9 protein-coding genes are annotated in these 14,905 nt (G+C 68.4%); all 9 read left to right on the top strand.

Annotation, left to right across the window (positions count from 1 at the left end):
* Nucleotides 1-18: 18 nt before the first annotated feature.
* The 9 genes from OXU32_01410 to OXU32_01370 all read left to right on the top strand — a co-directional run bounded on the left by OXU32_01410 (nt 19) and on the right by OXU32_01370 (nt 14,900).
* Nucleotides 19-1,299, top strand: coding sequence for an amidohydrolase family protein (locus OXU32_01410; GenBank protein ID MDE0072628.1), 1,281 nt, complete (start codon nt 19-21; stop codon nt 1,297-1,299).
* 125 nt (nt 1,300-1,424) lie between these two features.
* A complete protein-coding gene (locus tag OXU32_01405; protein MDE0072627.1) occupies nt 1,425-2,693 on the top strand; it encodes a hypothetical protein in 1,269 nt (422 codons plus the stop codon).
* Between the two features lie 90 nt (nt 2,694-2,783).
* A complete protein-coding gene (locus tag OXU32_01400; GenBank protein MDE0072626.1) occupies nt 2,784-3,305 on the top strand; it encodes a TonB-dependent receptor plug domain-containing protein in 522 nt (173 codons plus the stop codon).
* A 182-nt stretch (nt 3,306-3,487) separates the two neighbouring features.
* Complete coding sequence (locus tag OXU32_01395) at nt 3,488-6,721, top strand: TonB-dependent receptor (protein ID MDE0072625.1); 3,234 nt, start codon at nt 3,488-3,490, stop codon at nt 6,719-6,721.
* A gap of 12 nt (nt 6,722-6,733) precedes the next feature.
* Entirely contained in the window at nt 6,734-8,155 is a 1,422-nt protein-coding gene (locus tag OXU32_01390) for a RagB/SusD family nutrient uptake outer membrane protein (GenBank protein ID MDE0072624.1), read from the top strand.
* Nucleotides 8,156-8,226: 71 nt separating this feature from the next.
* Nucleotides 8,227-10,104, top strand: coding sequence for a hypothetical protein (locus tag OXU32_01385; GenBank protein MDE0072623.1), 1,878 nt, complete (start codon nt 8,227-8,229; stop codon nt 10,102-10,104).
* A complete protein-coding gene (locus OXU32_01380; protein ID MDE0072622.1) occupies nt 10,101-11,399 on the top strand; it encodes an Nramp family divalent metal transporter in 1,299 nt (432 codons plus the stop codon). The genes OXU32_01385 and OXU32_01380 overlap by 4 nt, the downstream gene beginning before the upstream one ends.
* A 68-nt stretch (nt 11,400-11,467) precedes the next feature.
* On the top strand, nt 11,468-12,232 hold the full coding sequence (locus OXU32_01375; GenBank protein ID MDE0072621.1) for a glucosamine-6-phosphate deaminase: 765 nt from the start codon (nt 11,468-11,470) through the stop codon (nt 12,230-12,232).
* A gap of 4 nt (nt 12,233-12,236) precedes the next feature.
* Nucleotides 12,237-14,900 (top strand): hypothetical protein, encoded by a 2,664-nt coding sequence (locus OXU32_01370; protein ID MDE0072620.1) that lies wholly within the window; start codon nt 12,237-12,239, stop codon nt 14,898-14,900.
* Nucleotides 14,901-14,905: the final 5 nt, after the last annotated feature.

Below are 14,905 nucleotides of genomic sequence, written 5' to 3'. Positions count from 1 at the left end.
TTCAGATGTGAGGTTCGCATGGACGCGAGAAACAAGTTGTTTGGGGCGCCGATCCTGCCTGCCGCATTCGCCGTGGGCCTGCTGTTGTCCGCGTGTGCCGAGGCACCGGAAGCCGGGAGTTCCGACGCCGTGGTCTTCGAGGGCGCGCGCGTGATCGTCGGCGACGGGGGAGTGATCGAGGACGCCGTCTTCGTCGTGGAGGACGGCCGCTTTACGGCGGTTGGTGCGGCGGGGGAAGTGGAGGGGCCCGCCGGGGCCGCCCACATGGACCTCGGCGGCAAGACGGTCATGCCGGCGATCGTGAACGCGCACATCCACCTGGCTTCCGACCGCGAGACCCGTACCGACCAGCTGCAGCACTACGCGTACTACGGCCAGTCGATGGTGGTGAGCCTGGGGACGGAGGATGGGAGCGTCGGCTTGCAGATGCGCGGCGAAGTGGTGCCCGACGGCGCCCGCTCGCAGAGCGCGGGACGGGGCATCACCTCACCGGAGCCCGGCCGCACGGAGATTCCGCATTGGGTGACCACCGAGGAGGAGGCTCGCGCGGCGGTGCGGGAGTTGGCCGCCGCCCAGGTGGACATCGTCAAGATCTGGGTGGACGACCGGAGCGGCCAGTACGAGCGGCTCTCCTCCGAGCTCTATGGTGCGGTCATCGACGAGGCGCACGCCAACGGCCTGCGCGTGACCGCCCACGTCTTCACGCTCGAGGACGCGAAGGGGCTGCTGCGGGCCGGCGTGGACGCCTTCGCGCACGGCATCCGGGACATGGACGTCGACGACGAACTGGTCACGCTCTGGCAGGAACGCCCGAACGTGGTGCTGGTCCCCAACCTGCCCGCGCCCGGGGTGGCGGAGGACATGGGCTGGCTGGCGGGGTCGGTGCCTGCGCCCCAGGTCGAGCTCATGCAGACCAACTCGTTCGACCGGCCGGAACTCCAGGACTTCTTCGGCATCCAGGCGCGCAACCTGGACCGCCTCAGCCAGGAGGGCATCACCATCTCCTTCGGCACCGACGGCAGCTCGCCCTGGGCAGCGCACCAGGAGCTGGCCGACATGGTGCGGAGCGGGATGAGCCCGGCGGACGTGATCGTGGCGGCCACCAGCGCCTCCGCGGAGTTCGTGGGCGCGGATGATCTGGGGACGGTCGAGGCCGGCAAGAGCGCCGACTTCATCGTGCTCGACGCAAATCCGCTGGACGACATCACCAACACGCGCGCGATCGACGCGGTGTACCTGCGGGGGACGGCGATGGATCGCGAGGGGGTGGGAGCGCGCTTCCGGGGGGCGGATCAGTAGGCACCGACTTCGAAGGAGCCTGTTCGCTCCTCTCGGGGGCGCTCTCCGGCGGAACCCGGCGCGAGATTCTGCGCGCGTGCTCGCCGGATGGGGGCGCGAAGGGGCTCCAGCGGCTGCGCGCCGGGATGCGCGCGCATGTATTCCGGGGGCGTTTCGCCCCGCTCGTGCTGGACGGCTTCGTGCGCGACTTCGACGTGCGCACCCGTGAGGAGGGATTCCACGTCCTCCATTCGTGGAACCATCGGGAGCACCACTTCACCCGTGAGAACACGCCGGTGCTCATGCTGGACCGCTTCGCCGAGGAATGGTCGGCGGCGCGCGCCACGCCCCGCGTCCAGGCGCTGCTGCTGGACCACTACTTCTTCTACGTGCTGGCGGTCATGGCCATGCGGGCGTGGGACGAAGGCGATCCGAACGAGAATCTGGACCGCGTCACCGGGCTGCTCGGTCACCTGCAGGGTTCCCACGGGAGCGGGCACCAGTTCGTCGCGCGCGCCGAGACCCTGATGCTGATGGCCATCTCCCACTTCCACCCCGACGAGAGCGCCTATCCCCGTCTGCTGGAGAAGATCCGCACCCTGGACCGCGTCCACCGGGTGCACTTCGCACTGGCCGAGGCCGCGATCCTCGGAAGCCACCTGCGCTGGGGGTTTGCGGTGCTCTACCGGCGCGATCTCGGGCGCATGCGGAGCGACAACGTCGGCGACTACCCGTGGCTGCTCTTCTCGGTCGCGACGCTCATGGAGGAGTACGTACGGTTGCGGGGGGAGGACGGGGGGAGCCGGTCGGGACTGGCCGATCGGCGCACCCGCGTCCTCGAAGCCCTCATCGATGGCCTGACCCCGGACCCCTGGGCCTTCGCGGGCGCGCCCCCGGAGGCGCTTCGGCGCTACGAGGAAGAGCACGCGGGCTTCCGCGATGCGTTCGCGGAGCACCGGGACGATCTGCTGGAGGAATTCGAACGGCTGCGCCCCGGCCGGGAGGCGTACTCGCCCCTTTCCTTCCACTGCAACTTTCCCCACAACGCCATCATGGCGAAGGTCTCGATCCAGCTCGCCGACGCGAACGCCCCCAACCTGCCGATGGACGCGATGTTCACGCGGGCCGAAGCGTGGCGGCCGGGTGGATCGGGCGCGGCTGCGGATGATGCGGCGGACCAAGCGGCGGGCCGATCGGGCGCCAGCGAGGGTTCCCAGGGCGATCAGCGACGAACCGATCCGGCGGCCTTCGTGTCCGCGAACCATCCCGAGGCGCTCGCACGCTACCTGATGGCATACTCCGGGGCTAGCCCGGAGCGGCTGGGGCGGCGCGGTGCGCGGCTCATCATCTACGATCCCAACGTGGGGCTGCGCTACTACAAGATGGCGCTGCAGGCGATGCGCTCCGGGAGTTGACAAGGGGGACGCGACACCCCTACCGGTGGTAGGTACCCACTACCCGTCGTTGGCAGTGGGCGTCGCGGTTCCAGCGAAGAGAGGTGGGTGATGAGCACGCCGACCGCGTTCCCGCGCATGCGCGCAATGTTCCTGGTGACGGCGGCCGCTTTCGCGGCAGGTTGCGCCACCACCCCCGGCATCGACTCGGCACCTGCCGATGCCGCGTCCACCCCCGAAGGCGCCTCCGACGACCAGGTGCGCGTCGGTTACGGAACCCAGGAGCGGGATGAGGTGACGGGCGCGGTGTCCTCCATCAGGGCGGAGGACGCCGGACGGGAGGTCACGAGCATCATCGACCTTATGGAGGGCCGCCTGCCGGGCGTGACCGTCCGGCGCCTGGGCAATGGCGATGTCTCGATCCGGGTGCGGGGGGCCGGGTCGTTCATGGGGGGCGGGGAGCCGCTGTTCGTGATCGACGGCCGGACGATCATGGCGCCGGCCGGCTCGGCCCTCATGGCCATCAGCCCCAGGGATGTCGTACGCATCGACGTCCTGAAGGATGCCGGCGCCACGGCGATCTACGGAAGCCGCGGCGCGAACGGCGTCATCGTGATCACAACGCGCAGATAGGATCAGGACCTCGGGACGGGGCGCTCAAAGGCGTTTCCCGCTGGTGCGTTTCTTGCCTTGTCTCCATAAGTTTTCGAGGAATACGCGACTGCCGCTCTGAGCCTTCCGATCTCCCAGTCTCGGATCGCCCCCAGGGCGGATTCAGTTCGCGGCCCCTGCGACTCTACTCCCCCGGAGGAACTATGCGAACAAACTTACGAAACTCGTTTGGACTGCTCGTCGGCGTGCTCGCGACGGCGCTGCCGCTGCAGGCCCAGGTGACCGGCGCCGTCACATCCGCCGAGACCGGAGAACCGCTCGCCACCGTCCAGGTGTCCATCGAGGGCACGGGCATCGGGGGCCTGACCAACGAAGAGGGCCGGTACCTCCTGATCAACGTCCCCTCCGGGCCGCAGGTCGTCCTCTTCCAGTACCTCGGCTTCGAGACCGAGCGCCGCGAGATCACGGTCACGGAGGGTGAGGCGGTGGTGCAGGACGTGGCCCTCACCGGAACCGTGCTCGGCCTGGACGAGCTGGTGGTCGTCGGGTACGGAACCCAGTTGCGCAGGGAAGTGACGGGCGCGGTGACCTCGGTCCCGGGCATCGAAATCGCCCAGGCTTCGGTGACGCCCAACCTGCAGACCGCGCTTCAGGGGCGGCTGGCCGGCGTAAACGTCGCCGAGTCGTCCGGAGAACCGGGCACGGCTCCGCAGGTTCTGGTCCGCGGCAGAGGCTCGATCTCCGCCGGCACAGAGCCCCTCTATGTCATCGACGGCGTGCCGTACTCGATGAACCTGAACATCGAAGGCGAGGTGAGCCTGCAGAGGGCCAGCTTCGGCGTGACGCGGGCCAACCCGCTGGCCAACCTCAACGCCAACGATATCGAAACCATCGAGGTCCTGAAGGACGCAGCAGCCGCGGCCATCTACGGCTCGCGCGGCTCCAACGGCGTCATCCTGATCACGACCAAGCGCGGGGAGCGCGGCGCGCCGCCGCAGGTGAGCTTCCGGGCCTACGGCGGTGTGCAGACCGCCTTCAATCGGCCGCGCCTGATGAACGCAGCGGAGAACATCCAGTACGTGAAGGATGCCCGCAACAACTCCTACCTGCAGGGCCGGGATCCCCTGAATCCCGCGAGTCCCGCCTACAACCCGCTCTACAATCCGGACAACAACGCCGGCCGCGCCGAGAACGGGGCGAGCGGATCGCAGTTGATCCCGGAGGCCTACGTGAACTGGGACGGGACCGACAGCGACTGGATCGGCGCCGTCCTCGAGGAGGCGGTGCTGCAGAACTACGACGCCTCCGTCCGGGGAGGCTCGGAGAATCTCGCGTACTTCGTATCGGGCTCCTACATGGACCAGTCCGGCGTCATCAAGGGCTCCAACTTCCGGAGGCTCGCGCTGCGCGCCAACCTGACCCTGGATCCGAGCGACCGGCTCCAGTTGAACGTGGACGTCAACTCGGCCTACGCCGACCACGACCGCAAGGCGGCGCACGCGCCCTACTTCGGCAGGCCGCCGGGTCTCATCTACTCGGCGATGGTGTCCTCGCCCGTGGCGCGCATCTACGACGCCGAGGGCAACTACCTGCAGCGGGGCGAGAACAGCATCAACGCCCTGGGCAACGGCATGACCAGCACCAATCACGCCCTGGCCGCCCGCGACTACATCGACGACGATCTGCAGACGGGACGCGTGTTCGGCAGCGTGTCGGCCGACCTGGACCTGCGGGACGACCTCCGCTACCGCGCGCTCTTCGGCTACGACTACGACACCAGAAACCGGCACTTCTACCAGGGAACGCGCCTGCAGTACCGCGGGCGGAACGTCCCCGACCCGTACGCGCAGGCCCTCTCGGGTCAGAGCCGCAACTGGCTGCTCGAGAACACCCTGACCTGGAACAGGTCGTCAGGCCCGCACAGCTTCAACGTGCTGGCCGGGTACACGGCCGAGCATCAGTTCGACGACACTCAGGACGTGATAGCCCGGAATTTCCCGGACGATCAGGTCAGGACCATCAACGGCGGCGAGATCACGGGCGGGGACCAGCAACAGTCGGAGTGGTCGCTGGTATCCGCGCTGGGACGGGTCAACTACACCCTCCTGAACCGCTATCTCGCAACCGCGACCTTCCGGTCCGACCGCTCATCGCGCTTCGGGTGGGGGAATCAGACGGGCTACTTCCCCTCGCTGTCGCTCGGGTGGCAGATGACCGAGGAGCCCTTCATGCGGGGGAGCACCTTCTTCAGCCAGCTCAAGCCGCGCGTCAGCTACGGCGTCACCGGGAACTTCCAGATCCCGAACTACGGCTCCATCGGCCTGGTCGGGCGCCAGCCCTACGTGCTGGGCGACGCCGTGGTCGCCGGAGCCACTCCGCGGACGCTGGGCAACCGCGAACTGACGTGGGAGACCACGCGGCAGCTCAACATGGGCGTGGACTTCGGGATCCTGGCCGACCGTATCTACGGTGCCTTCGACTACTACGTCTCGAACACCGAAGACCTGCTGCTGAACGTGAACGTGCCGTCCTCCACGGGCTTCGCGACCGTCCTGACCAACGTCGGCGAGGTCCGCAACACGGGCTTCGAGGCGCAGATCACTTCGCGGAACCTGGTCGGCGCCTTCCAGTGGTCCACGGACCTCAGCCTGGGCATGAACACCAACGAGGTCGTAAAGCTCGGCCCCGAAGGCGACCCGATCCTCGCCGCCGGCGTGGCGGGCGTCCGGCACATCACCCAGGTCGGGGGCGAGATCGGCGCCTACTACGGCTACGTCCACGACGGCATCTACCAGAGCGAGGCGGACATCGCCTCCAGCCCCGTCGACTCACGGAACGTCACGCCCGGAGACATCAAGTGGAAGGACGTCAACGGCGACGGGCGCATCACCGCCGACGACCGCACCGAGCTGGGCAGCTACAACCCGGACATGACGTGGGGCCTGTTCAACCGCTTCGCCTTCGGGGATATCGAGCTCAGCGTCTTCTTCCAGGGCGTGGTCGGGCGCGAGGTGCTGAACCTCACCCGCCGGCACCTGACGGCTCAAGGCAACTTCAACGCGTACGGAAACCTGGTCGGCAACTACTGGAGGTCGCCGGAGGAGCCGGGCAACGGCTGGGACCCCAAGCCCGACCGGCAGGACCACGGCGGGAACACCAGGCCGTCCAACTACCAGATGGAGGACGGCTCCTACACGAGCTTCAAGAGCATCTCGCTCTCCTGGAACGTGCCGCCGGATCTGGTTGGCGGGATCTTCGGCCAGGCGCCGGGCAGCGTGCGGGTCTTCGGCGCCGTGAACAACGTCTTCATGTGGACGGACTACTGGGGCTGGAATCCCGAAGCGAGCGTCCAGTCCACCGGGCTCACGCCGGGGCAGGACTACGGAGCGTATCCGCTGATGCGGGCGTTCCAGTTCGGCGCCGAGATCGGATTCTAAGGGGGGATGAAAATGAAAACGACAACACGAGCCATACTGACGCTCCCGGTGGTTTTCCTCCTCTCCGCCTGCAGCGAGGACTTCACGCTGCTGAGCCCGATCTCCGAGCGGAACGTGGAGGCCTTCTACCAGACGCCCACAGACTTCGACGTCGCCATCAACGGCGCCTACGCCACCCTTGCGAGCAACGGCGCCTACAACCGGTCCTACGTCCTCCTGCACGAGATGCGCTCCGACAACACGATGAACGGAGGCGGCGCGACAGGTCTCGCGGAGGTGTTCCACCGCATCGCCCACTTCTCCGAGCTGTCGACGCAGGAGGAGTTGTCCATTCCCTGGACGACGGCGTACCAGGGCATCGCGCGCACCAACCTCATCCTCGATCGGGTGGACAATCTCGAGGACCAGAACGTCGCCAGCCGCATCCGCGGTGAAGCGCTCTTCATCCGTTCGCTGTTCTACTACCACCTCGGCGTCCTCTGGGGGAACGTGCCACTGCAGCTCGAAGCGGTGACTTCGCCCAACGTCGAGGTCAACCAGGTGGGCGCGGACGTGGTCTACACGCAGATCGCCGAGGACCTCGAGGCCGCCCAGGGGCTGCTGCCGGCCTCCTACAGCGGGGCGGACGTGGGGCGCGCCACCAGCGGCGCCGCCAATGCCCTGCTGGGTCTGGTCTATCTGACCAACGGCCAGTCGGGTGCCGCGGCGGAGGCGCTGCGCCGGGTGGTGAGCTCCGGACAGTACACCCTGCTTCCGAACTACGCCGACCTCTGGGGCGTGGCCAACGAGAACAACGCCGAGTCGGTTTTCGAGCTCCAGTACAAGGCCGGCGGGACCGGGACCGGAAGCCAGTTCACCGACTACTACACGCCGTTCGGCGGATCCGGCGGGGTCGGTGCGGGCAACGCGCCCCAGGTCCTCTCCCCGGGCATCGACGAGATCCACTCGATGCAGTACATGATGGCGGAGAACGACGCGCGCGGCATGGGCGGGACCTTCGCCGTCTCGGACGAAGGCAACGTGTACGTCAAGAAGTGGGAGAGCATCCCCTTCGCGCAGGCCGACGCCGACAACAACTTCCCCGTCTTCCGCTACGCGGACGTGCTGCTGATGCTGGCCGAGGCGCTCGGCGAGGGCGGGGAGGCGTACGGGCTGATCAACCAGGTGCGCGCGCGTGCCGGAGCGTCGCCCATCGATGCCGGCACCCCCGGGACGTTCCAGGAGAAGCTGCTGTTCGAGCGGCAGCTCGAGTTCATCACCGAGGGCAAGCGCTGGGCCGACCTCCTCCGTTTCGGGGTCGCACAGCAGGTGATGTCGAGCTTCGAGCCCCTGAGGGCGGCCGGTCTGTCGGCCGGGGACATCCGGCTGGTGTATCCGATCCCGCAGCGCGAGATCGACGTGTCGCCGGGAGAGATGGTGCAGAACCCGGGCTGAGGCCTGAGGCCCGGACCGGCCCGCGCGTCTTCTCGGGGGTCGGTCCGGGCACCTGACAGAGGCTGGGGCAAATGACCTCTCGTACGGTCGCGCTCATCCTGGCGGGCCTCGCCGCCGGGTCGGGGAGCGTCCTGGGGTCGCTCCGGGACGAGGTCTCCGCCAGGAGCCGCGGAGAAGGGTCCGTTTCTCGGCCCGCCGGGACGGTCGTGATCGACACTCCGCTGCCTGCCCCCGCGTGGGCGCTCGCCCAGCGCGCCCTGCTCGAGATCAACGCACAGGGTGTCGCCCTCTACGCGGACGCGTTCCTGGACGAGCGCGGGTTTCTGCCGGTCACCCCGAGGTGGGGGGTCGGCGACGGTCCCGACGACCTCATGGAAAACATCCGCAACTGGCCTCTGGCGCATGCCCTCGGCGGTCCCGAATCCATCATCGAGACCTGGGAAAAGGCGTGGGAAGGGCACCTGCGCCAGGTCGGGCAGGCGCGGGTTCCGGAACTCGAGATGGCGCGGGACGGCATCTACCAGCGCGAGTTCATGACCTCGTATGACTGGGAGCACATCGGCGAGGGGCTGGGTCCGTTCTACTTCCACGGCCTGAGCCGGCCGAACGACCCCGTCTACGAGGAACGCCTCCGGCGTTTTGCCGGCTTCTACATGAACGAGGATCCCGCTGCGGCCAACTACGATCCCGGCCTCAGGATCATCCGCAGCCTGTTCAACGGGAGCCTGGGCCCGAAGATGACGCCGGCCACGGTCGACGACTGGGACGGTCCGGTGGGTCCCGAAGTGGACCCCGCCTCGCCCCGGCGAACGCGGTTCATCGAGTCCGGCAACATCGTGGGAGACCATCCCCTCAACCTCAACGCGACGATGCTCGCCCTCCACGCCTACATGGTCACGGGGGAGGCGAAGTACCGGGCCTGGGTGCTCGAGTACGTGGACGCGTGGCGGGAGCGGATCGACGCGGCCGGCGGCAACATTCCGTCGAACATCGGTCTGGACGGCAGCATCGGAGGCGCGTGGGACGGGAAGTGGTACAGCGGCGTGTTCGGATGGAACTCCCCGGACGGCGGCGGGCGCAACTACACGCTTCGGGGGTCTCCCGAGGCCTTCGGGGCCGCCCTGCTGCTGACGGGCGACCAGAGCTACACGGGTGTGCTGCGGCGCCAGTTCGACAACCTCTTCGCAGCGAGCCGCGTCGGCGGCGACGGGCGCGTGCTGCTGCCGCGCTACCACGGCGACGGTGGATGGTACGGGTACGCGCCCGTGGGGGATCCGCCCTCCGGCGCCCTCGGCAACCACGTGAACGTGCTGCTCGACATCTACATGTGGTCGCAGAGGCCGGAGGACCGGGAGCGCCTTCCGGCGGCGGAGGCGGCGCGCATGCGCCATCACCCCGATCTCCGCTGGATCGACTTCCTGGAGGGGAAGGACCCGGACTATCCGGTGGCCGCCCTGCGGAACGCCGTTGACGACGTGCGGCAGGCCGCCCGCCGGCTGCGCGCAAGCGGCAGCTTGGGGGCGAACCCGGTCTCCACCACCGCCCTGATCAACCTGACCCTGGGCGCGAACGACCCCGGGGGATCCACGCACGGGCCCCTCCCGCTCCACGCGCAGGTCCGTCATTTCGACCCCGGGCGGGGGCGGGCCGGGCTCCCGGAGGATGTGGCCGCGCTGGTGGAGCGCATCGCGCCCGACGGCGTCACGCTCACCCTCGTCAACGTCGGACCCCTCGAGGCGCGCACGGTCACGGTGCAGGCGGGGGCATACGGCGAACACCACGCGACCCGCGTGACCCTTGGGGAACGGGTGATTCCCATCGATGCCCCCCACTTCGACGTGCGCCTGGAGCCGGGCGCCGGGGCCACGCTGACGATCGGGCTGCGTCGCTACGAGCACCAGCCGACGCTGAACTTCCCCTGGGACGGCCCAGCCGCGCAAAGGCCATGAATCAGCCCCGCGGTACGCAGCCGGTGAAGCAGTCCGCCACGAGAGGGCGGTCGCTTTCCGGGAAGACCCTGGTCGCACTGAGTGCAGTGGGGCCGGGGCTTTTCCTGATCGGGTACAACATCGGCACGGGCAGCATCACCACCATGGGGATGGCGGGCGCCCGGTACGGCATGAACCTGCTCTGGGCGCTCGTGCTGTCGGGGATCTTCACGTACGTCCTGATGGTGGGGTTCGGGCGCCTGACGCTGGTTACCGGGCGGACGGCGCTGCAGAGCTTCAAGACCGGGATCCCCAGGGTCGGGAAGGTCCTGGCGCTGTACGTGCTGGCTGCGCTGGTGCTGGGCGAGCTGGTCGCGCTGACCGGGGTGATGGGGATCGTTGCGGAGCTGCTCCAGGAGGGGATCCGGCTCGCCTCGCCGGGGGATGCGCTCGTGGTCCCGACCGGCTGGATCGTGCTGGCGGTCGCCAGCGCCATCTTCCTCATGCTCTGGTTCGGGCACTACCGGCTCTTCGAGAAGGTCCTGACCGGCTTCGTCATCCTGATGGTGTTCTGCTTCGTCGCCGTCTTCTTCATGGTGTCGCCGACGTACTCCGCGGTGGTCGCGGGCATGGTCCCGTCGATCCCGGACACGCCGGACGCCAGCCGCCTGGTGGCCGCCATGGCGGGCACGACCTGTTCGGCGGCGGTCTTCATCGTGCGGAGCACGGTGGTGGCCGAGAAGGGGTGGACCGTGGACGATCTCGGCCGCGAGAAGCGGGACGCGCTGGTGTCGGCTTCGGTGATGGTCTTCCTGAGCGCGATGGTCATGGCGGTGGCGGCCGGCACCCTGTTCGTGCACGGCATGACCATGGAGTCGACGCTGGAGATGATCGGGCTGCTGGAGCCGATCGGGGGCGACGTCGCGGCCTTCCTGCTGATCGTCGGCATCTCGGGGGCCGGGCTGTCCACGGTCTTTCCCCTGGTGCTGATCGCGCCTTGGCTGGTCGCCGACTACGCCGGGTGGAAACGGGATCTGCGCTCGCGGTCGTCGAGGCTCCTGATCGGGTTGGGGCTCCTGTTCTCCTTCGGTTCGGTGTTCCTGGCGCAGACGCCGCCGGTGCTCATGGTGATCGCCATGGCGCTGCAGGCGGCCATCCTGCCCGCCGTGGCCATCCCCGCGTTCTACTTGCTGAACCGCAGGGAGGTGATGGGGAACGAGCATGTGGCTTCGCCGGGATGGAACGCGGGGCTGATCGCGGTGATCGCGTTCTCGCTGGTCACGACCTGGTTCGCGGTCACGGGACTCCTGGGATGAAGGCAACGTCGCTCCAGGGACGTGCGTCGAGGGAGGATCCTCGGGCGGGACGCGCTCGCAGCCGGGAGGTGGAACCCATCCGGTCGTTCCGCAGGGGCGCGCTCCGCGTGGAGGTGTACGGGACGCCCGGGGAGCTGGGGGAGGCGGCCGCCGCGCGCGTCGAGAGGGGGCTGGCCTCCGCGATCGCGAGCAGAGGGGAAGCCAATCTGGTGTTTGCCGCTGCGGTGTCTCAGTTGTCCTTCCTGGGAGCCCTGGGGCGGAAGGCCATCGACTGGGCGAGGGTCACCGTCTTCCACCTCGACGAGTACACGGAACTCCCGGAGGAGCATCCCGCGAGCTTCCGCAGGTTCCTGCGCGAGCACATACTGGACGCGGCGCGGCCGGGTTGCGTGCACCTGATGCGCGGTGATGCGGATGATCTGCAGGGAGAGATCGAGCGATACGAGTCGCTCCTCCAGGCGCACCCGCTGGACGTGGCCTGCATCGGCATCGGCGAGAACGGGCACATCGCCTTCAACGATCCCCCCGTGGCCGATTTCGACGATCCGCTCCTGGTGAAGGAGGTCGAACTCGACGATGCCTGCCGCCTGCAGCAGATGCACGACGGCTGGTTCTCCTCGTTCGACGAGACCCCAAGGCGCGCGCTCACCCTGACGGTTCCGGCCATCATGAGCAGCGCGGTCATCAGCTGCGTGGTGCCGGGAGAGCGCAAGGCGGACGCCGTGCACGACGCGCTCAACGGCCCGATCGCAACCGCGTGTCCGGCGTCGATTCTGCGCCGACACCACAACGCCACACTTCTCCTGGACCCCGCCTCGGCGGCCCGCGTGTGAAGCCATGAACGCGCAGAAACTCCTCCTCGTCGCCGCGTTGACCGCGGGCGCATTGCTCCTCGCGTGCTCCCCGCGCGCGGCACCGATCCCGATCACGGTCGAGGGGGAGCGTCCGGGGGCGCCCGTCACGTTCGGTATTCCGTTTCCGCAGGGGGAGCTGGTCTCCACGGAGAACGTGCGGGTACGCAACGGCGCCGGCGAAGAGATCCCCTCCCAGATCACCCCGGTGACCACCTGGGGCCTGGCGGACGGGAGCCTCAAGTGGATCTGGGTCGATTTCTTCACCGATGGCTCCGGACGGTACACGGTAGAGCACGGGCCGGAGGTGCGGCGCACCGTGGAGGTCGAGTCTCCGATCCGGTTTGTGAACAACCAGCGGCAGAACGGGTTCGCCGAGATCGATACCGGGCCGCTGCGCCTGCGGGTGCAGAAGGGCGGAAGCGGGTTCATCGACCGGGTCGAGTTCAACCCGGCGGGCGACGGCTTCGGGCCCGGGCACGTGATCGCCGCGGGGATCGGCGCGCGCGGGTCGTTTCTGGACCTCGTGGACGCCGATGGCGTGGATGCCTCGTCGGCCGTGATCCATCAGACGTTCGTCGAGAGGGGCTCGGGGCCCATGCACGCCATCCTGCGGATCGAGGGAGAGTACCGCTACCAGCGGCCCGAACACCCTCCCTCCCCCTTCGTCACCTACATCCACGCGTACGCGGGAAGGGCGCACCTGAAGGTTCTCCACACCATCACCTACACGGGAAACCCGGACCAGGGCGCCCCGCTGGATGGCCGGCAGCATCGCGACGTGGCCACCCAGGGGGAGCTGATCGTCGACGAGTTCGAACGCTCGATGGACGCCGGCATCACCCGGCCCGACGACATGATCGCCTCGGCCGGGATCGGACTCGCGTACCGTCTGGGCGCGGACCCGGTGTTCCGCACCGCGCTCCGCGCGGGCCGTTGGTGGGAGAGCGGCGAACCGATCTTCTTGGAGGAGAACACCGAGGGCGCTTCCACCTTCTCGGTGCTCCAGACCGGCCCGGACGCGGACGGCGTCCCACCCATCCCCGAGTCCGGCCCGGATGAACGGATCGGGGGATTCTCGGCCATCGTGGCGTCGGACCGCGTAATCGCCGAGGCCGAACGCGCCGAGGGGTGGATCGACCTCTCCGACGGAGAGAGGGGCATCAGCATCGGCATGCGCGGGATGCTGGAGGAATACCCCAATCGCCTCGCCGTGGATCTGGAGGCGCGCCGGATGCATGCCTATGCCTGGCCTCCGGACCATCCGCCGAAAGGCTTCCAGCGGGCGAGCCCCCAGGCCGACGGGGGTATGGTCGGCAATTTCGCGCGGGGCATCACCAAGACGACCGAGCTGGTGCTCGACTTCCACGACGGCGACGCCGATCTGGCGGCCGTGAGGGCGTCCGCCCTCGCGGTCCTCGATCCGCCCGTCGCCCACGCGCCGCCTGCGTGGTACCGGGATTCGGGGGTCTACGGCACCTTCGCGACTGCCGACAACGGGATTCCGGCGCTGGAACGGGGTCTTCAGTACAAGTTCCGCTACATGCACTTCAACCGCGACTGGGCGCCCTGGTACGGGATGTTCGACTACGGCGACCTGAAGACCTATTACCGCGGGGGCGGCTGGGTGCAGTGGGGCAACAACGAGCCGGCGCAGGACTTCCAGTGGTGGTTCAACTTCATGCGGACGGGCAGCCGGGACGACTACCTCCAGGCCGAGGCCATGAGCCGCCACACCATGGACGTGGACAACCTGCACTGGCCCGCGGGCCCGGTCTACCGGGGCGACACCAATGCCGCGCTCGACTACTGGACATCGCTCGAAGAGCCGGAGGGAAGCCCGTACGTGGGGATGGGCACCCGCCACACCAACCAGCAGGCGGTCGCGCTGTACTCGGCCCACGTCTGGATCGCGGGCTGGCTGGCAAGCTACTACCTGAGCGGGTATCACCGGGGACTCGAGGTGGCCCGGCTGACGGGGGACTACTACCGCAAGCGGGTCTTCGGGGAGCACGGGCTCACCGGGCGCAGGCTCTATCTGTCGGTGTGGAACCTGGCCGAACTCTACGACGTGACCCGGGAGGACATCCATCGCGAGGAACTCGAGGACCGGTTGAACCGGGTTCTGGAGCTGCAGAGGACGCAGGGCGGCCGCATGGTCATCGACCGCTTCGGCTACTCCCAGCACTACCTCACCCACGGGCTGGGCAAGTACCTCCAGTTGTTCGACGACCGGGAGGTGGAACTCGGTCAGATCGAGCACGCCCGCAGCCTGCTCGCTACCCCTCCCCTCGACCACGACATGGAGTCGTATCTGGCGAGCATCCACCCGCTGGTGGTCGGGTACGACCTGACCGGCGGCCCGGAGTTCCTTACCGAAGCGTGCCGGCGGGCGGCGTACCTGCGAATCGATGAGATGGCGCGGCCGTTCGACAGCTACACGACCCAGCGCGAACTCGTCACGCAGATGGAGGCGGTGAGCAGCCTGCCCGGCCGGGAGAGCGATCCCTTCGCCGGCGGGCGCATGCCCAACTGGGCGTTCTCAAGCGGAGTCCGGGTTTTCGGCTGGACCCACGCCTTCGGGCTCCCCTACCTGATCGACCGGCTGCAGTCGTCGGGGTGGCGGATGGACGGCCTGCCGTGTGCGTGACGCGG

It is taken from the genome of Gammaproteobacteria bacterium (assembly GCA_028819075.1).
Lineage (GTDB): Bacteria > Gemmatimonadota > Gemmatimonadetes > Longimicrobiales > Gaopeijiaceae > BD2-11.
This window is presented reverse-complemented; position numbering and strand designations above follow the sequence as displayed.

Excerpts from the sequence above, each read along its gene's own strand:
- OXU32_01410 (MDE0072628.1), top strand. The coding sequence starts at position 19 with ATGGACGCGAGAAACAAGTTGTTTGGGGCGCCGATCCTGCCTGCCGCA.
- OXU32_01380 (MDE0072622.1), top strand. The coding sequence starts at position 10,101 with ATGAATCAGCCCCGCGGTACGCAGCCGGTGAAGCAGTCCGCCACGAGA.
- OXU32_01395 (MDE0072625.1), top strand. The coding sequence starts at position 3,488 with ATGCGAACAAACTTACGAAACTCGTTTGGACTGCTCGTCGGCGTGCTC.
- OXU32_01390 (MDE0072624.1), top strand. The coding sequence starts at position 6,734 with ATGAAAACGACAACACGAGCCATACTGACGCTCCCGGTGGTTTTCCTC.
- OXU32_01405 (MDE0072627.1), top strand. The coding sequence starts at position 1,425 with ATGCGCGCGCATGTATTCCGGGGGCGTTTCGCCCCGCTCGTGCTGGAC.
- OXU32_01400 (MDE0072626.1), top strand. The coding sequence starts at position 2,784 with ATGAGCACGCCGACCGCGTTCCCGCGCATGCGCGCAATGTTCCTGGTG.
- OXU32_01385 (MDE0072623.1), top strand. The coding sequence starts at position 8,227 with ATGACCTCTCGTACGGTCGCGCTCATCCTGGCGGGCCTCGCCGCCGGG.
- OXU32_01370 (MDE0072620.1), top strand. The coding sequence starts at position 12,237 with ATGAACGCGCAGAAACTCCTCCTCGTCGCCGCGTTGACCGCGGGCGCA.